The following is a 17,087-nucleotide window of genomic DNA, read 5'->3' as shown; positions in this document are numbered from 1 at the left end:
CTCCTCGGAGCGCGGGAAGGGGTGCGATCATTGACAAGTATACTGATAGTCAGCATACTGATCAATATCCAAATAGAACATCGACGGGAGAGGTGCTCATGCAATTCCATCTGAATGGATTCCAGCCGGGCGATCCTGAAATCGCAGATCCCGCCGAGCGTATTCAGGCCTCCGGCGCAGCTGGCGACGTGCCTGATCAGGTTGATGTCCTGATCGTCGGCTGCGGCCCCGCGGGCCTGACGCTTGCCGCCCAGCTTGCGCAATTCCCTGATTTCAAAACCTGCATCGTCGAGCAGAAGCCGGGGCGTCTCTCGGTCGGCCAGGCCGACGGTGTCGCCTGCCGCACCATGGAGATGTTCCACGCCTATGGCTTCAGCGAGCGCGTGCTGAAGGAGGCTTATTGGGTCAACGAGACGACATTCTGGAAGCCGGACGAGCGGGCGCCAGACAGGATCGTCCGCAGCGGAAGAGTGCAGGATGTCGAGGACGGGCTGTCGGAATTCCCGCACGTCATCCTCAACCAGGCGCGCATCCATGACGGTTTTCTCGACGTCATGCGCAGGTCACCGGCCAAGCTCGAGCCTTACTACGGCCGGCGTCTGCTCGATCTCCAGGTCGATCCGGCCGCAGGTCCCACCGATCATGCGGTGACCGTCCGTCTCGAACGGGTCGACGCAGAGAACGAGGGCAAGGTCGAGACCATCAAGGCGCGCTATGTCGTCGGCTGCGACGGCGCGCGCAGCACCGTGCGCAAATCGATCGGCCGCGAGTTGCACGGCGATTCCGCCAACCACGCCTGGGGCGTGATGGACGTGCTGGCGGTGACCGATTTTCCCGACATCCGCTTCAAGGCGCTGATCCAGTCGGCGAAGGACGGCAGCCTTCTCATCATTCCCCGCGAGGGCGGCTACATGGTTCGCCTCTATGTCGAGCTCGCCAAGCTCGACGTCGGCGAGCGCGTCGCCAACCGCAACATTACCGCCGATGACGTGATCGCCAAGGCGCGGCGGATATTGAGTCCGCACAAGCTCGAGGTGAAGGAGATTGCCTGGTGGTCGGTCTACGAGATCGGCCAGCGCCTGACCGACAAGTTCGACGACGTGCCGGACAGCGAGATCGCAACGCGGCTGCCGCGCATCTTCATCGCCGGCGATGCGTGCCACACCCACAGTCCGAAGGCCGGGCAGGGCATGAACGTCTCGATGCAGGATGCTTTCAATCTCGGTTGGAAGCTCGCCAAGGTGATCCGCAAGCAATGCGCCCCGGGCCTGCTGCATTCCTATTCGGCCGAACGCCAGGCGGTCGCGAAAGAGCTGATTGATTTCGATCGCGAATGGGCCGGGATTTTGGCCTCCGCCGCCAAGGCCGGCGGTGCCGATGCGGCGAAGACGCAGGACTATTTTATCAGACACGGCCGCTACACGGCGGGCACGGCGACGCATTATCGCCCGTCGATCCTGACCGGCACTGCGTCCCATCAGCATCTCGCGCAAGGTCTTGCCGTCGGCACGCGCTTTCACTCCGCGCCGGTGATCCGGCTTGCGGACGCAAAGCCCGTCCATCTCGGCCACGCTGCGCAGGCGGATGGTCGCTTCCGCATCTATGCGTTTTCGCGCGACGAAGATCCCGCTGCGGCGAATTCTGCCATTCGCGGTCTGTGCAACTTTCTCACCGAAGCGAGGGAATCGCCGGTGCGGCGATATACGCCTGATGGCGCCGATATCGACGCCGTCATCGATCTGCGTGCGGTGTTCCAGCAGGATCATCGCAAGCTCGCCGTCGAGGCTATGCCCGCGCTGCTGCTGCCGCGCAAGGGCCGCTATAGCCTGATCGACTACGAGAAGATGTACTGCCCTGATCTCAAGAGTGGCCATGACATCTTCGCCATGCGTGGCATCGATCGAACGGCCGGCTGCATGGTCGTGGTCCGGCCGGATCAGTATGTTGCGCAAGTGCTGCCGCTCGACGGCTTCGCCGAGCTCGCGTCGTACTTCGACGGGTTCATACTGCCGGCGGGCTAAGGCGCCTACAATTTAAGACAGTTCTTCGCGTGCGGATTTCATCGATCGTAATATGTCTATCGAAAGCTGCAAGCATCCACTCGGGGCAGGCGGGGCACGGGAGGATGACGATGAGACAGAGTCAGGCGGAGACGCGCCGCCAAAATGTCGCGAAGCGGTCGATGACCAAAGAGGCCAAGCAGCTGTCCGGCCTGATCGCCGGACTGCGCAAATCCCTCGATGGCATCCACCTGGAGCGGGCGAGTCCAAAGCTCTCCGGCGCCGAGATGGGCCTGCTCGACGAGCGCCGCAACAATCTGTTGCTGACCATTGCTGCCCTGGACGACCGTCTGTCGGCCGTGCAGGGGTTGATCGACCTCGGCCGTCCACACGTCATCCGCGTCCACTGAGCGGATCGCAGGCGCTATTGGTTCCGTCGCGGCGGCGATGGGCCAAGGCCCGGCTGGCGGCTCTGCCTTGCATAAGGATTGGCGTAGCACTGGGCGGCTTGCCCTGAGGCGGTCGCTGTGCACTGCGCCATGGACGTGAAGCTGCAATCGATGGTGCTGCCGTCGATGGTGTAGACCTCGATGCAGACTGGATAGCGCGGATCGTAGGTCTGCGCGGCCGCAGGTGCGGCGGCGAACCAGCCCCCGGCAAGCAGAATCGCATTCATGATGGTGCGCATGATCAACCTCCGTCGTGCGGCTGGAACCGGTGTCTCTGCACAATGCTGCCTTGGACGGCACGAAATTGCCACGCTCCCGGCGAATTGCCGCCAAAGCCCGCTGCCACGGAGAACGGGTGCAGGGCAACGCAAGGGGATGGGCATTGGCCTATAAAATGATCGCAGAACGCGACAATGCGAAGTACAGTTTTGCCCGCGAGAGCCGGTTGCTCATCGTAGCAAAGGCGAAGGTTTGGGCGAGCGAAGGCTGGCGGGTCGTCATCACCGATCAGGACGGCAAGTCCTACGCGCCGCCCGAGTTTGATCAGTTACTGGCGGCGTGATCGCAAGACGGGGCTAGGGGACGACATTGACAACGCTATTTCGACCGGGGCGCGAGGTCATCGCGCCTCTGATGATTCTTGCTGTCGCCGTCGCGCTGACGGGGACGGTTGCGTCCGCGCAAAATCTCGACGCCGGCAAATCGGCCGAAAAGCTGTTCGCTGACGGTTGCGCGAACTGCCATCGCAGCCCCCGAGGCCTTGCCAAGGGGCGTTTCAGCCTCACGCTCTCCTGGTTCCTGAAAGACCACTACGCGACCAGTTCCGACACTGCGAAGGCGCTCGCCGCCTATCTGGAAGCAGTCGATGTGCCGCCTCCGCGTGCAGCGGCGAAGCCCGCCGCGCGGCCGGCTCGATCCGCATCGCGTCCGCCCAAGCCGGTGCAGAGCCAGTAGAGCCACCGCATTCAGCAGACGCGCGTCTGCGAATTCAATCAAAAGTAGAAATATTTTGGTGCGCGCTGTGAGGTGGTATTAAACCACAACCGCCGGCGCCGCCGAATCCAGTCCCATTCAACGCCGTACCCGGCATGCTCTCCAACATGACGCTGGAGACCTTCATCCAGAACTATCTCGACAACGGGGCCGCGGCCCAGGCTCGTGCGTGAGCTGCCACAATTTCGCGACGCTACCGGATGGCAAGACCTCGGCGAATTTCAGCTTCCTGCCCAGCATCTTGGATTCGGCATCGTTGCGCGCCAAGATCAAGCCGGCGCCGTGAGCACGGGCGTTTACCTGCGCCGATGGGTCTGCGCGATCAGCCAGTCGTGCACGGCGCGGAGGTCGGCGCTCATGCGGGTCTGTCCGGTCGTGACGAAGGACAGCCAGGCGCCGTCGGCTGCGAGGCGAACGACCTGAAGTTCGGGCCCGCCATCGGTGGTGCGGTGGCGCTTCAGACGCGCCTTCATCCAGTCGTTCCAGAGCTGGCGTAGCGACGGATCGGTGACGACGACCATGCTCAGCGCCGCCCAGGGCGTGGCGAAGCCAAAGGCCTTGCCGGTGAACACGGCATTGACGTAGGCGCGGGTAAAACTGCCGCGCGGTTTCGGATCAGCTTCGATGGCGGCATCGATCTCGGCGTCGACGCGGGCGAGCAGATCGGCGAACAGGCCCTCGATCAGGGCCTGCTTGCTGCCGTAATGATGAAACAGCCCGCCCTTGGTGACGCCGGCCGCCGCCGCCACCGCCTGCACCGTGATACCGGACACGCCATGGTCCATGGCGATGGCCGCGGCGCAGTCGAGCAAAGCGCGCCGGACCTGCTCGGGCTGCTTGGCGCGGGTGTAGGCGCTTGCCGGCATCAGTGCACCGTCGTCCCCGAGAACAGGTTGATCACCACGACCCCGGATACGATCAGCGCGATGCCGACGAAGGCCGCGGCGTCCAGCATCTGGCGGAACAGCACGAAGGAGATGGTAGCGGTCAAGATGATCCCGACGCCGCCCCAGATCGCATAGGCGACGCTCAGGGGGATGACCCGGATCGCGACCGACAGCGCGTAGAACGAGGCGACATAGAGCAGCACCATCGCCAGCGTCGGCCAGGGCCGCGTGAACTGCGCGGACTGCTGCAAGAATGCGGATGCCGTCACCTCGAAGACGATGGCAAGGGCGAGCGCGGCATAGGCATTGAAGGCGGTGGTCATGATAAGCTCGAGCGTAGGCACGACAAAGATACCGCGCGGTAGGTATGTTTAGCACGCGCAATGCGGCTTTTGCCGTGAGCGGATATCACGTGTGAGTGACGAGCCTGCGACACGCTGGCACGCAGTCTGGACATGGTGTCGATGCGCCAAACTGATCCGCACGGAGAGCTCGACGTCTTCGGCGAAAGCCGTGGACGTATAGCCGTTTCCATCATCCTCGTCCGGTCTGCGTCGGGTAAATCGGCGACGGCGGCGTGCGTTGAAATCATTCCTGATATCTGCGTTTGCGGCCCAATATCGTTTCGGATTTCGCAAGATCATGGGTTAGCCTCGCACGGTCCTTCGTCCAGATATCGAGCGCCGCGCCATGCACGTCCTTCGACCCCAGTTCCGCATCGAGGAGCAGCGCGCGCTGGAATTTGCGGGCAACCGCGGCTTCGGCGTGATCGTGGCGGCGGATGCGATGGGGCCGCGCGGCTCGCACGTGCCATTCGTGCTCGGCCGGCGCGACGGGCAGGTGATTGTGCAGATCCATTTCACCGCGAAGAACCCGCTGGTGGAGCTTGCGGACGGCGCCAGGCGCTTCCTGCTGATCGTTGCCGGCGACGACGCCTACATCTCCAACGACTGGTATTCCTCGCGCGAGAACGTCTCGACCTGGCTCTATGAGGCCGTGCACCTGTCAGGCGTGGCGCATCTGTGCAGCGAGGGTGAAAATCGTGGCCATGGCGATGCGCTGCTGGCAGTCTCCGAGGCGCGGCTGCCGAAGCAGCCTTGGGATCTCGCGCAGATGCAGCCCGGCAAGCGCGAGAGCATGCTGGCGGCGATCCGGGTCGTCGATCTCGTGGTCGATCAGGTCGAGGGGCAGGCCAAGCTCAACCAGCACAAGGGCGATGCCGATCATGTCGCGGTTGCCGATCGGCTGGCGCAGTCGGAGGAAACGGGCCACCAGCGGTTGGCGCGGAAGATGCGGGCGCTGCGGCCGGGTCTTGGGTATGAGATTTCGTGATCGCGGTTACGCTTGCCTCGCGGCGCGATTGATGAGTATCGCTTCGCTTCACCCGTCCTACAGGTTCGTGCATGCTCGTCATCTCCATTCAAAGCCAGGTGGTCCACGGCCATGTCGGCAATAGCGCCGCCGTCCATGCCATCCAGGCGGAGGGCGTGAACGTCGCCGCGGTTCCGACGACGCTGCTGTCGAACCATCCGCGCTATCCGACCTTGCGCGGGCGCGTGCTCGAGGCTGAGCTCGTCGCCGATCTCCTCAAAGGCGTCGAGGAGCGCGACCTCATCGATGAAGCCGCCGTGCTCGTCACCGGCTATCTTGGCTCGCCCGGCATCGCCGCAATCGTCGCCGATTTCGTCGAGCGCGCGCTCTCGCGGAATTCAAAGCTCGTTTATCTCTGCGACCCCGTGATCGGCGACGACGGCCGCGTCTATGTCGCCGACGGCATTTTGGACGTGGTGCGGCACAGGCTGTTACCGGCGGCAAGCCTGATCACGCCGAACCAGTTCGAGTTCGAGCTGCTTTCCGGCATCACGATCGCGGAAACAGAAACTTTGCGCGCGGCAGCGGCTGCAATTGCAGGCCAGGGCCGGATCGACATCGTCGCCACCGGCTGTACGCTCAACGATACGCCGGCAGGACAGGTGGAAACGATTCTGTCTGCGGACGGGCAATTGTCGCGCTTTGCGACGCCGCGGCTGCCGATCCGTCCCTACGGCACCGGCGATCTCCTGACCGGCCTGATCGCGGCGCATCTCGCCAAGGGCACGGCGATCGAGGCCGCGGTGCGGCTTGCGGTCGAGACGATCTTCGCCGTGCTGGTTCGAACGCAGGAGGCAGGATCAGCCGAGATGCGGCTCGTGCCGCTGCCGACGTCGGGGGCGTAACAGGTAGATCAGGTCGCTCGCTTCGCAGCGGATTGCGCCGACTTCTGCGGTTTTGCCGGGCTCTTCTGCTCACGCGCGGCTTGTGCCTTTGGCGGCCTGGAGCGTGCCGCGGCGTGCACCTTCCTGTGCCTCGCGTTGGTGGCTTCCTTGCGGTCGCTCGCGACGCCGCGCTTGGAGATGTATTCCGGACCGTCAATCGGGCCGACATGCGGCGGGTCGCGATCGAGATAGGGCCGGCCGATGCCGAGCGCCTTGCCGTTGGCGTCGACCCATTTCCACAGCACTTCCGTCGAGACCCAGCGCTGCGCGCGATTGTCGCCCTTGGTGCTGACGATATCGGCCGCAAGCCCGTGGCCGTAACCGCCGCGCGAACTGCCGCCGTGATAGGAGCGATCGGACGCCGCCTTCAGGCCGCTGGCGATCGACTGCCGATAATTGTCGCGGAATGCGCTGGTGATGCCGGGCGAGAGGCCTGCGGCTTCGGCGGCGAGCAGTGTGCGAAACAGTTTTTGCTTGAAGCTCTTGTCCATGCCGCCGATGACGTAGTCCATCAGCGCCATGTTGGCATGGTCGGCCGCCTTCGGATCCTTCCAGCCAAAGTCCTCGTCGACCAGCTTCGTGAAGCTGCGCATCACCGTGACCATCTTGCCCTTGCGCTTGATGGTGACGGCGCGGCGGTCCTCGACCTTGATCGAGTCTTCCTTCGCCGTGCGCTGGTAGAGCGCCCAGAGATAGCGGTCGATGCAGGCATCCATGGCGAAGCATTCGTCGAGCACGGCGACGGTGTCGGCGGACGGAGACGCTTTGCTCTCGACAACGGGCCCTCCGGCGATCGCCGCAGGCGACAGCGTCTCGGACGGCACGACGTCACCGGGATCGGCGGATGCAAGCTTGATGACGGGCTCCGGCGCAGGCGCAGCTCCGCTGGCGACGGGAGCGGGCTCGGGCGCGATCTGAGGTGCGGGCAAGGCCGCCGGCAGCATCTCGGTCGGATCGGCCGAGGCGAGCTTGATGGGGGTGGCTGTCTCGATCGACGCCGCTTCAGCAGTCGGCGTGCTCGGCGTCGCAGCCACGGCGGCCGCGATGTCGGCGGTCAGCGCGATGCCATCATCAATGGTCGCAGCGCGCGGGATGTCTGAGAGTTCGACGCGGGCGGTCATATCTTTGGCGCAGGAGACGGCTGCCGCATTGGCGCCGCTGTTCTCGATCAGGGCCGGCGCATAGGCGGAGAGGGACAGTGCCAGCCAGCCGACCATCATGGCCGATGGGCACGAGACCGCTACGATAAGAGACCGCCGATCATTCATGATCCCCGCCTCCAAAAGGTTCTGAGCGAACCAGTTTGCACAGCCAAGCACGCGGCGCGTCAATAGTTCGGGGGACGATGTGGCGGTGCAATGGCACAAATCAGCGAAAAATGGCTTTTCAGCCGAGTGTTGCCCGAACGCAACGCCAGTTCCCGTGCGGTCCCAGCGGCTGGCGCGCGAAAAAACAGGCTAAAACGGCGCCAGATTACCATCAAATTGTGCGATCAGAATTCACTCAATCTTGGATTGTGGTGGTGCATTGCTCGCGCGCCGGCAACCTCCGGTAGATCTGGGAAGGATGCGACGTGAAATTGAAATGCTTGTTGGCCGCCTTCGCTGCCGATGAATCCGGTGCCACTGCGATCGAATACGGCTTGATCGCAGCGGGCATCGCGCTTGCGATTATTGAAGTGATTTATGCATTGGGCACCAATCTCGTTGCGAAGCTGCAAGCGCTGGCGACGGCGCTGAAATAATCCCGTCATCCTTCGAGGCTTGCCCAGCGGCGCGGTCGCGCAAGCGCCTGTGCGCGTTAAAAATATCGCCATGCGTGCCGCGCGATGTTGCGATGCAGCAGCGCATGTCGCATTGCAGCAAATCGCGCTTAAATGTGCTCCGAATCCTCACTCAGGAGCATCACAGTGAACAAACTGACCCTCTCCATCGCCGCCACCGCCATTGCCATCGCAAGCTCGACTGCAATCTTCGCCGCCGAACTGCCGGCTTATGAAGCCAACGGCTTCCCGGTCTCGCCCTTGCAGGTCCGCGTGCTCGGCGCCGCGCATGTGCAGCAGCAGGAGACGGCACCTGCAAGGACCGTCACGGTTCACCAGGCGAGCGTTCTGACGCCGCGCAAGCTGACGACTGCGACGGTGACCACGGGCAGCGCCCGCTAAACCGGTATCGCACCAGAAGCAGTGGGCTCGCGGAGCGCGAGACCCACCGCCTCGCGCGTTTATGCGATGCGCTGATTGAGACTCTCGCGGCCAAGAAAATCGCCGCAACGACCATGTTGTGTACGGCCGTTCAAGACCGGTGTGATCTCTTTAATAGTTGCTTTGCAGATGGTGGCGCTTGATGCGGCCGCCGCTTCTCTAGCGGCCAATAATTGATTTCATAACGGAGGCCATCATGCCCGTCGCCCAGAAAGCCGTCATTGCGACCGCCGCACCGCGCGCGTCCATTCTCAGGCACGTAGCGCTGTTCGCCGCCGCCGCGTTGTTCGTTTTTGTGCTCAGACTGACATACGGGCTGGATCTCAGCCCCGGGTTTTTCTGAACGCTCCGCTCTCCGTTCTCGCACCGCGCGCAGGCTCGACGGCGAACGGCCGTAGAGCTCGGCAAAGGCGGCGTTGAAGCGGCGCAGGCTGCCGAAGCCGGCCTGGAACGCGATATCCGTCATGGTGTGATCGCTGCTGTCGAGCAGGCGTTTGGCGCGCTGGACGCGGAGCGTCTTGGCAAGCTGCTGTGGCGTTGCGCCGACGTGGCGCTCGAACAGCCGCGCCAGATGGCGCGAGGAGATGCCGAGCCGCATTGCCAGCGTCACCACGGATTCTTCGTCGAGCGCGCCCTCATTGATGAGCTTCACCGCGCGCGCGACCGTTGAGCGCGTGCCGTTCCAGGCCGGGCAGAACGGCGCGGTCTCGGGACGGCAGCGCAGGCAGGGCCGGAAGCCTGCGGCTTCGGCGGCGGCCGCCGTCGGATAATAGACAACGTTGCGCGTCAGCGGATGCTTGGCCGGACAGACCGGGCGGCAATAGATGCCTGTGGTCTTCACCGCCGTGAAGAAGCGGCCGTCATAGCGGGGATCACGGCGCAGGCGCGCGGCGTTGCAGTCGTCGAAGCTCAGCATGGCCGCATGATAGCGCATGCGCGCGCACGGGGAAGGCTGCGGGGGATGACCGAGTCCGATTGTGGCGAGCCGCAACGCCCATGGCGGCCTAGGAGGCGGCATGCCAATGCAAGCCGGAGAGCGCCTCGTGACCAGCCCGAAAGACGTCGTCCTCAACGCTTGGAAGACCTTCTCGTCGCGCGATGCGAAGCGCATCGCGGCGCTTTTCACGGACGATGCCGAATGGATCGCGCCGAAGGGCAACGCCGCCGCAGTGGCGCTCGATCACACCGACCACATGGTTGGCGCGGACCAGATCGCGCGCTTCATCGCGCAGGAGATGCACCGGATGTTCTCATCCGTCGATATCGCCTTTCGCGGCGTCTATGCCGACGGCGATGTCGTGATCGTGGAGGAGCGAATGCGTGCCACGCTTGCCGGCGGCAAACCATACGAGAACGACTATTGCTTCGTGTTCACGGTGGCTGGCGACCGGATCGGCAAGGTGCGGGAATACATGGACACGCGCAAGGGATGGCGAATGGTGTTCGGTGAGGGGGCGTGATGAGCGGACTTCTCGCATTCTCGCTTGCGTGCCAGCCCTGCAACCGCGTGGGTTGAGCCGATGCACGCGCTGACATAAGGCTTGCCCCATGGATCAGCGGACGAGCGGCGCTGACGCTCTCACTCGAACAAACGATGCGGCGCCAGCACTGATCGGCATCCTTTCGGGCCTGTCGGCGGCGCTGTTCTGGGCGCTGGGTTTTGCCGGCACGCGGCATGGCCTGAAGGTCGGCTTCACGCCGGTCGATCTGCTCGTGCACCGCTACGTCTGGTCCGGCATCGCATTCCTGCCACTGGTGCTGCGCGCGGGCGTCAGCGATCTCTGCGGCATCGGCTGGGGCAGGGGCCTTGCGCTGATGGTGCTTGGCGGCCCCGTGATGTCGCTGATCTCCTACACCGGATTCCTGTTCGTGCCGCTCGGCCATGGCAGCGTGATCCAGCCGTCTTGCGCTACGCTGGGCGGCCTCCTGCTTGCAGCCTTGTTCCTGAAAGAGAAGATCTCCGCCTCGCGGCTGGCCGGCGCGATCGTCATCGTCGGCGGCCTCGGTGTGATCGGCGCGGAATCGCTCGGCCATATCGGCGTCGATGGTGTGCAGGGCGATCTCATCTTCGTGCTCACCGGCTTGATGTTCGCAGGCTTCGGCGCGCTACTGCGCCACTGGCGCGTCTCCGCCGTGTCGGCCGCGCTCGTCATCAACGTGCTGTCGCTCTCGCTGCTGCCGATCTACCTTGCAACCGGCGGCCTCGCGCGCATCGCGGCGATCGGCATCAGCGAGAATGCGATCCAGGCATTGGCGCAGGGTGTACTCGCAGGTCCTGCCGCGCTCTACCTGTTTGCCGTCTCGGTTCAGCGTCTCGGCGTGGCGCGCGCCGCGGTGTTCCCGGCTTGCGTGCCGGCACTGACGCTGCTCACCGGCTGGCTGCTGCTCGGCGAGTCGCCGACAGCGTTGCAGGCCGCGGGCCTCGTCACGGTGCTGTGCGGGTTTTATCTGGCTCAGCGACAGAGCTGAGGTGTGGCCAGCTCAGTATTTGGCGACAAGCGGAGCACCGCCGAACTTGTAGTTGACCGTCAGCGGTAGCGGTCGCTTGCGCGAGGCCGCTCTAATCTCCGACCTCGACCAGCCGCGATCCCTTGATCTGGGACTTCGGCAGCTTGCCGGGCTTCTTCTTTGCTTTTTTGACAGTCGCCTTCGCCAGCGCCGGTGACTTCTCGAGCCGGCGCAGGATGTGCTTGATCAGGTCCTCCCGGTTGGATTTCTTATCCAAGGCGTAGTGCTTGATGGTGATCTCGAGGCGATCCTTCTTGGCGTGATAGTCGTGATCGACTGATGGCTTCTTCGACATGGAGGGACCTCTGATGGCGTGGCTGCCTGCGCGCGGGCGCGGCATCCTAGCCGTGTCGGGTGGGTTAGCGAAGCGCCACCCACTTGTTCCCGCGGATTGAGATTGCCGGGCGTCCGACAAAAATGTCGAAAACAACCCCATGCAAAGTAGAAATCGCTCAGGATTCTTGATTTCGGCGATACCGAATAAAGCTTGAAGCGTCGGGCAAAACAGGGGCATGATGTCATCGTGGGCCTGCTCGCCAGCCAAGCCTCTTAGCCAAGCCTCTTAGCCAAGCCTCAGAGCCGGGCCTCTTAGCCCGTCGCCGGCGCGTGCGGCGCGCATTCCGCCGGAAAAGATGGATGGGAGCAAATCCTTTACCATGGCATCCAGTCCCGGTTGCACCGGTGGAACTTTAGGAGTTTTGGGAAAAATTCTGCGGTAATTTCGCGTCGATTTCACGGATGCGTCGGACACGCCGTTCGACGCGGCCGCAGGTTACGGGAGCGTCCCCATCATGAGCGATCATCGCGCCGCGATCAGACATCACACGTTGAGGACCGGCATTGTCGAATTCGACAACGGCACCGGTAGCACCATCAGCGTGCCCTGTACGATCCGCGACGTCTCCGGCACCGGCACCCGTCTGGAGCTCAACAGCTCGCTCAGGGTCGCCGAGCAATTTTCGCTGATCTTCAGCAACGGACTGCGCAAGGACTGCCGGGTCGCCTGGAGCAAGGGCAGGCTGATCGGCAGCGCTTTCGCCGATGGCTATGCGAGCGCGGACGAGCAGGTCGTCATGATGACTGCGGACGAGCAGGCCCTGCACCGGCTCGGGATCGGCGCGCGTGTCAGAACCGCGCGCGAGACCCGCGGCTACACCGAGACCCAGTTCGCCGAACTGATCGGCGTCACGCCCGCGTTCGTGTCACTTGCCGAGAAGGGCGAGGCGGACATTCCGCTCTACCAGCTGATGCACATCGCCGATTTGCTGCTGGTCAGTCTGGACCGGCTCGTTGCAGGCCCCACGCCGAGCGCCGAAGACGTCGACGCGGCGTAGGGCGCAACTACCAGTAAGCCCACATACCAGCCTAGTACTTCGCCACCACCGGGCCGCCGAAGTGATAGTTCACGCCGACACGCGCGATGTTCGCGGTGAGGTGGGCGGTGGTGTTGTAGGTGATGCCCGCGAAGGCCGGCGTGAGGACGCCGGTGGCGCTGACCTTGCCGAGGTCGACGTAAAGCCATTCGCCCTTCACCGACCAGTCTCTGGTCACCATGTATTCGGCGCCGATGCCGGCGGTCCAGCCGACCTGGGTCGCGGACACCGACGCGGTCTCGGTGAAGCCGCCGAGCACGACGACGGACTGGTTGAGCTTCACATTGGCAACCGCAAGGCCAGCGGTGCCGTAGATCAGCAGATTGTCACTGGCCCAGCCGATGCGGTTGCGGGCGGTGAACAGCCAGTCGCTCGATGCGCTGCTGGTGGCGGTGTAGAAAGCGGTGGGCGGGCCGACGGCGCCGCCGGGCAGGGTGCTCGGGAACACGAACGTGCCGCTGTTCGAGCCGCGCAGGTTGAAGGCGTTGAAATCGGCTTCCGCACCGAACAGCACGGCGCCGCTCTGCCAATTGTAGCCGGCCTGAAGGCCGCCGGTAAATCCGTCCGCCTTCAGGCGGGGCGAGCCGGAGGCCGAGATCGCCGCGGTATCGACCGCCAGGAAAGGGGCCGGGGCATCGAACACGGAGCTCTGGCTGTCGCGCCCCCAGGCATAGCCGGCATTGCCGCCGACATAGAAACCGCACCACGCGCAGCCGGACACGACGCGCGGGGCCTTCACAGCGAGATCCGCGGCCAAAGCGCCACCTGTGCCCGCCAGCGACAACAGCGCTGCGGCTGCCAACCCAAAATACCGAGACATCAAACTTTCCCCGAAATTTCCCGAGAATCTTCCCTTGAGATCCGAAAATGGAACCGGGGTTTGATACGTGACGGGTGGGGGTGCGACGATATGAATCAGAGTGAAAGCGCAGGCCGCGCCATGATTTGGCGGCGTCTGTTGCGGTTTGGCCACGGCCGGAACGGGGCATGCGTGGAATGAGAGGCCACCCTTGCACCTATGCCTTCTTCACGAACTCCGACTTCAGGTTCATCGCACCGATGCCGTCGATCTTGCAGGCGATGTTGTGTCCGTCGGTAGCCTCTTGAAGGCGGATGTTGCGGACCTTGGTGCCGCCCTTGACGACCGATGAGCTGCCCTTGACCTTGAGGTCCTTCATCACGATGACGCTGTCGCCATCGGCCAACACATTGCCATGGGCATCGCGCACGCCCGCCTCCACCGGCGCATCCGCAGCTGCGCCAGCCGTAGCGCTCCATTCATGGCCGCAGTCCGGGCAGATCCAGAGATCGCGGTCCTGATAGGCATGCTCCGAATTGCAGCTCGGGCATTTGGTGGCGTCGTGCATGGCTGGTCTCGATTCCTGTGGCAAGCAAGGGAAAGCGGCGGGGAGTCAGGCTGAATGCGCGCGGCGGGTCACCGAAACAGCGCGACGAAGATCACGTAGAGCCAGCCGAAGATCCCGTGAATGATCGCCCACAGGATCGAATGGTTGTTGGTGTAGGAGATCGCGATGGCGAGCGCCGAGCCGAAGCCCACGCCGTATTTCGCGCCCTCGACTCGGACGCCGTAAGTGCGATTGCCGTTCATGGTGATCCCTCCGCGAGATTGCGCGCCATCTGTTCTTCCTACGGGCCTTGCGCCGATCGCTTGATGCAGATCAACTTTCACCGGTGCGTGCCAACCTACGCGTCGCAAAATACCAAAGCGATGGCGAGGTCAAGGTCATGTCGCGCAGCATTCGAGTTTATGTCGGCCGAGCCGTCCTGATCGCGTTGTCGGTGCTGTTTCCCGTCAGCGTCGTCCATACCGCCGCCGGAGCATCGGAGCCCGCCTCGCGCGTAGCCGCGGCGGGCCATCGCCTCGCGCAGGCGTGGTGCCAGACCTGTCACGACGTCGAGCCTGGCACGGCCGGACTGACAAGCCCCGCATAAGCGCGCGGTGGGATGGTGGCATCTACTCTGGGTTTAAGGGAGATTCTGTAATGCCGATCGCGGGGCAAAAGCTGGCCTTTGTCATGGCCGCATCCAGCCATGGAACGATGATCGTCAATCGTTTCGACTATCGCATGGTCAGCCCTGAGCGCGGCTACGGCGTGGGATATCAGATCCTCGAGACGGCGGCGTTCGATCCCGGTGAAGTCAAGATCGCCCTCGAATTGCTGGCATCGCGACGGCGGCATCACGGTGACGGCGTGATCGCCATCGACTGCGGCGCGAATATCGGCGTGCACTCGATCGAATGGGCCTCGTCGATGACGGGCTGGGGGTCGGTGATTGCGATCGAAGCCCAGGAACGGATCTATTATGCGCTGGCGGGCAACATTGCCATCAACAACTGCTTCAATGCGCTCGCGGTGCATGCGGCCGTGTCCTCCGAATCCGGCACGATGCAAATTCCAAATCCGAACTATTTTACGGCTTCCAGCTTCGGCAGCCTGGAATTGCGGCCGCGCCCGAGCAACGAATTCATCGGTCAGCCGATCGACTATGCCGACAACACCGTCCTCATCCGAAAAATGACGCTGGACGAGCTCAATTTGCCGCGGGTCGACTTCATCAAGATCGATATCGAGGGCATGGAGATGGAGGCCCTTGTCGGTGCTCGCGAGACCATCAAGGCCTATCGCCCGATCCTGTTGATCGAGAAGATCAAGACGGATATCCGGCAACTCGAGCAGTGGCTCAAGGACAACGGCTACCAGCCCTTCGCTCTCGGCATCAACATTCTCGCAGTCCATCAAAGCGATGCGAGCTTGAAGGATATCAACCCACCGCAAAGCGCGGGCCAGAAACCCGAAGCACGCGGTTTGGCGACAGCGAGTGCCTAGCTGCGTGGGATGGGTAGAGCGACTTGTCCGCCGTAGCGCGAAGAGCGAAGGCGGAAGCGAAACCCATCAATAGCCGTCATGGAATGATGGGGTTCCGCAAGCGCTCTGCCATCCTGCGGGTTTGGAGCGGACGGCGGCCGAAATCCGCCAGGGGCGGGTACCGTCGTTGATGCAGGTCGGATGCGAATTAGCTTGCCTTGCTTTCAGTCCTTTTGCACTCTTGCGGCAAGGAGGCCAACGGATGAAGATCATGACTGTCGCGTGCGCGCTCGGAACGGCTCTGGTGCTGTGCAATCTCGGGACGTCCAGTGCTGAAGCCCGGACGCGGAAGGCTCAAGTCGTTCGTGAACCACAGCAGAGGCTTATCGTCACGGCGCCCGTGCTCAGGCCAACGCCGTGGGATTATAATGTTATTCCACGATATCGTTATCGCCCTGAAGACGACAGGGTCGATCCATACGGCCCGCCGCTGGTGTCGTCGTGGGTCCGCTATGAGGGGTGGCGGTGGCCGTACTGGTGGTGAAGGCCACCGACGGACGCGGAATTGAATAGATCGTCGGGTGGTCGAATTGAATTCGTAGCCCGGATGAGCGAAGCGATATCCGGGACTTTGCTGCCGAAACATTCCCCGGATGTCGCTTCGCTCATCCGGGCTTCGCTTGCTGCGAGCTAATTGCCTGCAACGATTCGTCCTTAAGGGTTGAGTGCACTGTCGCGCTGCTCCCCCAGGCATCCCTGCGATGTGCTATGCTATCGTGGGAGGAATCGCCATGAGGGTCCCTACCGCGATACTCGCCCTGCTTCTTTCAAGTCCGGCCGCCGCCCAGGAGTGCCAGACATGCTCAATGGCCGACGCCTGCATGAAGGAGTACGTTAAGACGACGTCGGAGGCCCAAAGGGCCACCAAGCAAGCCATCCGGGATTGGAAGCAGAATCTGGACAGAAAGGCCTCCGCTGAATTGTCCAGCAGGGGCATACTCGCATTACAAGACGCCATGGAGGCGCAGGTTCGAACGGAGCTGGAGCGCCTGAAGGAGTGCCTGGCGAAGATCAGGTAGGGCGCAAAGGAGGATCCGATGAAATCGCTTTTGCTGCTCACGGCGAGCGGTCCGCTTCTCATTCTCACCTCGCACGAGTCCCTGGACGACCAGAAGCTCCTCGGGGTGCTCAGGCAAAAAGGGATCGGCAAGTTCGTCGCATTCGAGGTTCCCCTGTCGCTCGCCAGAGAGCGCTACGGCGGGCACTTTCAAGCGGTCGAAAGCAATCTGCACGAGACCGATGATCTGAGAGTGCTCGACTTCAACGGCCAGCGGGTCTTTCAGCTCTTTCGTTTCGAAGAGCTCGGTTCACCGATCCTGATAGAACAGGCGTGATCGGCATCCCTCTCGACCTCGTTCAATGAGGTTGCAAGTTTCGGAGGGACTGCGGCGAAGCGCAGTTCGCGCGGCGTAACCCACCACTTTGATCTCGGCGTGTGGAGAGGTGGTGGGTTACGCCGAGCAGCTCGTAGCCCGGATGAGCGAAGCGATATCCGGGACGTTGTTGCCGAGGCATTCCCCGGATGTCGCTT

General features: G+C 63.2%; 23 protein-coding genes and 1 pseudogene. 15 read left to right on the top strand and 9 right to left on the bottom strand.

Annotated features, from left to right (window positions below; translation table 11 throughout):
- Positions 1-98 precede the first annotated feature (98 nt).
- Complete coding sequence (locus ACPPVR_RS24535; protein WP_426609145.1) at positions 99-2,021, top strand: FAD-binding monooxygenase; 1,923 nt, start codon at positions 99-101, stop codon at positions 2,019-2,021.
- 161 nt (positions 2,022-2,182) lie between these two features.
- Positions 2,183-2,410 carry a hypothetical protein gene (locus ACPPVR_RS24530; protein ID WP_426609144.1) on the top strand — a complete coding sequence of 76 codons (228 nt, stop codon included), beginning with the start codon at positions 2,183-2,185 and terminating at the stop codon, positions 2,408-2,410.
- Between the two features lie 14 nt (positions 2,411-2,424).
- On the opposite strand, the gene ACPPVR_RS24525 is transcribed toward ACPPVR_RS24530, so the two are convergent.
- On the bottom strand, positions 2,425-2,688 hold the full coding sequence (locus tag ACPPVR_RS24525; protein ID WP_426609143.1) for a DUF3551 domain-containing protein: 264 nt from the start codon (positions 2,686-2,688) through the stop codon (positions 2,425-2,427).
- 50 nt (positions 2,689-2,738) lie between these two features.
- On the opposite strand from ACPPVR_RS24525, the gene ACPPVR_RS24520 reads away from it, so the two are divergent.
- Both ACPPVR_RS24520 and ACPPVR_RS24515 read left to right on the top strand, forming a co-directional pair.
- On the top strand, positions 2,739-3,011 hold the full coding sequence (locus ACPPVR_RS24520) for a hypothetical protein (protein ID WP_426609142.1): 273 nt from the start codon (positions 2,739-2,741) through the stop codon (positions 3,009-3,011).
- Positions 3,012-3,082: 71 nt separating this feature from the next.
- Positions 3,083-3,403 carry a hypothetical protein gene (locus ACPPVR_RS24515; protein WP_426616175.1) on the top strand — a complete coding sequence of 107 codons (321 nt, stop codon included), beginning with the start codon at positions 3,083-3,085 and terminating at the stop codon, positions 3,401-3,403.
- 335 nt (positions 3,404-3,738) lie between these two features.
- On the opposite strand, the gene ACPPVR_RS24510 is transcribed toward ACPPVR_RS24515, so the two are convergent.
- Both ACPPVR_RS24510 and ACPPVR_RS24505 read right to left on the bottom strand, forming a co-directional pair.
- Positions 3,739-4,308, bottom strand: coding sequence for a TetR/AcrR family transcriptional regulator (locus ACPPVR_RS24510; protein ID WP_426609141.1), 570 nt, complete (start codon positions 4,306-4,308; stop codon positions 3,739-3,741).
- Positions 4,308-4,652: a DMT family transporter gene (locus ACPPVR_RS24505; protein ID WP_426609140.1), complete on the bottom strand. Its 345-nt coding sequence runs from the start codon at positions 4,650-4,652 to the stop codon at positions 4,308-4,310. Before ACPPVR_RS24505 ends, ACPPVR_RS24510 begins: the two co-directional genes overlap by 1 nt.
- A gap of 367 nt (positions 4,653-5,019) precedes the next feature.
- Here ACPPVR_RS24505 and ACPPVR_RS24500 point away from each other — a divergent pair, with 367 nt between their 5' ends.
- A complete protein-coding gene (locus ACPPVR_RS24500; RefSeq protein WP_426609139.1) occupies positions 5,020-5,661 on the top strand; it encodes an FMN-binding negative transcriptional regulator in 642 nt (213 codons plus the stop codon).
- Between the two features lie 71 nt (positions 5,662-5,732).
- Positions 5,733-6,545, top strand: coding sequence for a pyridoxal kinase (pdxY, locus tag ACPPVR_RS24495; RefSeq protein ID WP_426609138.1), 813 nt, complete (start codon positions 5,733-5,735; stop codon positions 6,543-6,545).
- An 8-nt stretch (positions 6,546-6,553) separates the two neighbouring features.
- Here pdxY and ACPPVR_RS24490 read toward each other — a convergent pair whose 3' ends face one another.
- Complete coding sequence (locus ACPPVR_RS24490) at positions 6,554-7,852, bottom strand: hypothetical protein (RefSeq protein ID WP_426609137.1); 1,299 nt, start codon at positions 7,850-7,852, stop codon at positions 6,554-6,556.
- 311 nt (positions 7,853-8,163) lie between these two features.
- Between ACPPVR_RS24490 and ACPPVR_RS24485 the strand changes: the two genes are divergently transcribed.
- A complete protein-coding gene (locus ACPPVR_RS24485) occupies positions 8,164-8,328 on the top strand; it encodes a Flp family type IVb pilin (protein WP_426616174.1) in 165 nt (54 codons plus the stop codon).
- A 165-nt stretch (positions 8,329-8,493) separates the two neighbouring features.
- Positions 8,494-8,748, top strand: a complete 255-nt coding sequence (locus ACPPVR_RS24480; protein WP_426609136.1) for a hypothetical protein — start codon at positions 8,494-8,496, stop codon at positions 8,746-8,748.
- A gap of 469 nt (positions 8,749-9,217) precedes the next feature.
- On the opposite strand, the pseudogene ACPPVR_RS24475 reads toward ACPPVR_RS24480, so the two are convergent.
- Positions 9,218-9,703: pseudogene (locus tag ACPPVR_RS24475) on the bottom strand (bifunctional transcriptional activator/DNA repair enzyme AdaA); the annotation flags it as partial.
- Positions 9,704-9,803: 100 nt separating this feature from the next.
- On the opposite strand from ACPPVR_RS24475, the gene ACPPVR_RS24470 reads away from it, so the two are divergent.
- On the top strand, positions 9,804-10,247 hold the full coding sequence (locus ACPPVR_RS24470; protein ID WP_426609135.1) for a nuclear transport factor 2 family protein: 444 nt from the start codon (positions 9,804-9,806) through the stop codon (positions 10,245-10,247).
- 88 nt (positions 10,248-10,335) lie between these two features.
- On the top strand, positions 10,336-11,256 hold the full coding sequence (locus ACPPVR_RS24465) for a DMT family transporter (protein ID WP_426609134.1): 921 nt from the start codon (positions 10,336-10,338) through the stop codon (positions 11,254-11,256).
- 91 nt (positions 11,257-11,347) lie between these two features.
- Here ACPPVR_RS24465 and ACPPVR_RS24460 read toward each other — a convergent pair whose 3' ends face one another.
- Positions 11,348-11,590, bottom strand: coding sequence for a hypothetical protein (locus ACPPVR_RS24460; protein ID WP_426609133.1), 243 nt, complete (start codon positions 11,588-11,590; stop codon positions 11,348-11,350).
- 496 nt (positions 11,591-12,086) lie between these two features.
- Between ACPPVR_RS24460 and ACPPVR_RS24455 the strand changes: the two genes are divergently transcribed.
- Positions 12,087-12,629 carry a helix-turn-helix domain-containing protein gene (locus ACPPVR_RS24455; RefSeq protein WP_426609132.1) on the top strand — a complete coding sequence of 181 codons (543 nt, stop codon included), beginning with the start codon at positions 12,087-12,089 and terminating at the stop codon, positions 12,627-12,629.
- 31 nt (positions 12,630-12,660) lie between these two features.
- Here the strand turns inward: ACPPVR_RS24455 and ACPPVR_RS24450 are convergent, their stop codons facing one another.
- The 3 genes from ACPPVR_RS24450 to ACPPVR_RS24440 form a co-directional block, all read right to left on the bottom strand.
- Positions 12,661-13,488, bottom strand: coding sequence for an outer membrane protein (locus tag ACPPVR_RS24450; RefSeq protein WP_426609131.1), 828 nt, complete (start codon positions 13,486-13,488; stop codon positions 12,661-12,663).
- Positions 13,489-13,684: 196 nt separating this feature from the next.
- Positions 13,685-14,035, bottom strand: a complete 351-nt coding sequence (locus tag ACPPVR_RS24445) for a zinc ribbon domain-containing protein YjdM (RefSeq protein WP_426609130.1) — start codon at positions 14,033-14,035, stop codon at positions 13,685-13,687.
- Positions 14,036-14,103: 68 nt separating this feature from the next.
- Positions 14,104-14,277, bottom strand: a complete 174-nt coding sequence (locus ACPPVR_RS24440) for a hypothetical protein (RefSeq protein WP_426609129.1) — start codon at positions 14,275-14,277, stop codon at positions 14,104-14,106.
- 137 nt (positions 14,278-14,414) lie between these two features.
- On the opposite strand from ACPPVR_RS24440, the gene ACPPVR_RS24435 reads away from it, so the two are divergent.
- The 4 genes from ACPPVR_RS24435 (at position 14,415) to ACPPVR_RS24420 (ending at position 16,890) form a co-directional block, all read left to right on the top strand.
- Positions 14,415-14,621 (top strand): hypothetical protein, encoded by a 207-nt coding sequence (locus ACPPVR_RS24435; protein ID WP_426609128.1) that lies wholly within the window; start codon positions 14,415-14,417, stop codon positions 14,619-14,621.
- 50 nt (positions 14,622-14,671) lie between these two features.
- Positions 14,672-15,517 (top strand): FkbM family methyltransferase, encoded by an 846-nt coding sequence (locus tag ACPPVR_RS24430; protein WP_426609127.1) that lies wholly within the window; start codon positions 14,672-14,674, stop codon positions 15,515-15,517.
- A 770-nt stretch (positions 15,518-16,287) separates the two neighbouring features.
- Positions 16,288-16,575: a hypothetical protein gene (locus tag ACPPVR_RS24425; protein ID WP_426609126.1), complete on the top strand. Its 288-nt coding sequence runs from the start codon at positions 16,288-16,290 to the stop codon at positions 16,573-16,575.
- An 18-nt stretch (positions 16,576-16,593) separates the two neighbouring features.
- The gene (locus ACPPVR_RS24420) at positions 16,594-16,890 is read left to right on the top strand and encodes a cytosolic protein (protein ID WP_426609125.1); all 297 of its coding nucleotides are present in this window, start codon (positions 16,594-16,596) and stop codon (positions 16,888-16,890) included.
- Positions 16,891-17,087 lie beyond the last annotated feature (197 nt).

It is taken from the genome of Bradyrhizobium sp. McL0616 (genome assembly GCF_049993385.1).
GTDB lineage: Bacteria > Pseudomonadota > Alphaproteobacteria > Rhizobiales > Xanthobacteraceae > Bradyrhizobium.
The sequence above is the reverse complement of the archived record's forward strand: the minus strand, read 5'-3'. Positions and strand labels throughout refer to the sequence as shown.

Bases quoted from the DNA above. Each gene is read 5' to 3' on its own strand.
- ACPPVR_RS24535 (WP_426609145.1), top strand. From the start codon at position 99: ATGCAATTCCATCTGAATGGATTCCAGCCGGGCGATCCTGAAATCGCA.
- ACPPVR_RS24530 (WP_426609144.1), top strand. From the start codon at position 2,183: ATGACCAAAGAGGCCAAGCAGCTGTCCGGCCTGATCGCCGGACTGCGC.
- ACPPVR_RS24525 (WP_426609143.1), bottom strand. From the start codon at position 2,688: ATGCGCACCATCATGAATGCGATTCTGCTTGCCGGGGGCTGGTTCGCC.
- ACPPVR_RS24515 (WP_426616175.1), top strand. From the start codon at position 3,083: ATGATTCTTGCTGTCGCCGTCGCGCTGACGGGGACGGTTGCGTCCGCG.
- ACPPVR_RS24510 (WP_426609141.1), bottom strand. From the start codon at position 4,308: ATGCCGGCAAGCGCCTACACCCGCGCCAAGCAGCCCGAGCAGGTCCGG.
- ACPPVR_RS24505 (WP_426609140.1), bottom strand. From the start codon at position 4,652: ATGACCACCGCCTTCAATGCCTATGCCGCGCTCGCCCTTGCCATCGTC.
- ACPPVR_RS24500 (WP_426609139.1), top strand. From the start codon at position 5,020: ATGCACGTCCTTCGACCCCAGTTCCGCATCGAGGAGCAGCGCGCGCTG.
- pdxY (WP_426609138.1), top strand. From the start codon at position 5,733: ATGCTCGTCATCTCCATTCAAAGCCAGGTGGTCCACGGCCATGTCGGC.
- ACPPVR_RS24490 (WP_426609137.1), bottom strand. From the start codon at position 7,852: ATGAATGATCGGCGGTCTCTTATCGTAGCGGTCTCGTGCCCATCGGCC.
- ACPPVR_RS24470 (WP_426609135.1), top strand. From the start codon at position 9,804: ATGCCAATGCAAGCCGGAGAGCGCCTCGTGACCAGCCCGAAAGACGTC.
- ACPPVR_RS24465 (WP_426609134.1), top strand. From the start codon at position 10,336: ATGGATCAGCGGACGAGCGGCGCTGACGCTCTCACTCGAACAAACGAT.
- ACPPVR_RS24460 (WP_426609133.1), bottom strand. From the start codon at position 11,590: ATGTCGAAGAAGCCATCAGTCGATCACGACTATCACGCCAAGAAGGAT.
- ACPPVR_RS24455 (WP_426609132.1), top strand. From the start codon at position 12,087: ATGAGCGATCATCGCGCCGCGATCAGACATCACACGTTGAGGACCGGC.
- ACPPVR_RS24450 (WP_426609131.1), bottom strand. From the start codon at position 13,488: ATGTCTCGGTATTTTGGGTTGGCAGCCGCAGCGCTGTTGTCGCTGGCG.
- ACPPVR_RS24445 (WP_426609130.1), bottom strand. From the start codon at position 14,035: ATGCACGACGCCACCAAATGCCCGAGCTGCAATTCGGAGCATGCCTAT.
- ACPPVR_RS24440 (WP_426609129.1), bottom strand. From the start codon at position 14,277: ATGAACGGCAATCGCACTTACGGCGTCCGAGTCGAGGGCGCGAAATAC.
- ACPPVR_RS24435 (WP_426609128.1), top strand. From the start codon at position 14,415: ATGTCGCGCAGCATTCGAGTTTATGTCGGCCGAGCCGTCCTGATCGCG.
- ACPPVR_RS24430 (WP_426609127.1), top strand. From the start codon at position 14,672: ATGCCGATCGCGGGGCAAAAGCTGGCCTTTGTCATGGCCGCATCCAGC.
- ACPPVR_RS24425 (WP_426609126.1), top strand. From the start codon at position 16,288: ATGAGGGTCCCTACCGCGATACTCGCCCTGCTTCTTTCAAGTCCGGCC.
- ACPPVR_RS24420 (WP_426609125.1), top strand. From the start codon at position 16,594: ATGAAATCGCTTTTGCTGCTCACGGCGAGCGGTCCGCTTCTCATTCTC.